The organism is Xanthomonas sp. SHU 199 (assembly GCF_000364665.1).
GTDB lineage: Bacteria > Pseudomonadota > Gammaproteobacteria > Xanthomonadales > Xanthomonadaceae > Xanthomonas_A > Xanthomonas_A sontii.
Map to the genome: position 1 here is coordinate 1 of NZ_AQOI01000269.1, position 603 is coordinate 603.

General features: G+C 73.5%; 1 pseudogene. It reads left to right on the top strand.

Features of this window, described 5'->3' with window-relative positions:
• Window positions 1-603, top strand: a pseudogene (locus D183_RS24425) (3-methylcrotonyl-CoA carboxylase); the annotation flags it as partial.

Sequence of the window (603 nt, forward strand, 5' to 3'; positions counted from 1 at the left end):
CGCCAGCACGAACTGGCGATCCACGGCCATGCGCTGGAAGCGCGGCTGTACGCCGAAGACCCGGCGCGTGGGTTCCTGCCCTCGATCGGCACGCTGCAGCATCTGCGCCTGCCCGCCGCCGACGCGCATACGCGGGTCGATGCCGGCGTCGAGCAGGGCGATGTGATCGGCCCGCACTACGATCCGATGATCGCCAAGCTGATCGTCTGGGACGTGACCCGCGAGCGCGCGCTGCGGCGCATGCAGGCGGCGCTGGCGGCGTGCCAGGTGGTCGGCGTGTCGACCAATGCCGCGTTCCTGCAGCGCCTGGTCGGCACCACCGCGTTCGCGCAGGCGGACCTGGACACCGCGCTGATCGAGCGCGAGCACGCGGCGCTGTTCGACACCCCCGTCCCGACCACCGACGCGCTGTGGCGCCTGGCGGCGCTGGCCTGGCAACTGCACGAGCACGCGCCGGCGGCGCAGACTGCCGATCCGCACTCGCCGTGGGATCTGCGCGACGGCTGGCGGCTGGGCGCGCCGGCGCCGCGTGCGCTGACCCTGCAGCACGGCGAAACGCAACGCACGTTGCAGCTGACCGCGCATGCCGGCGGCTGGCGGGTT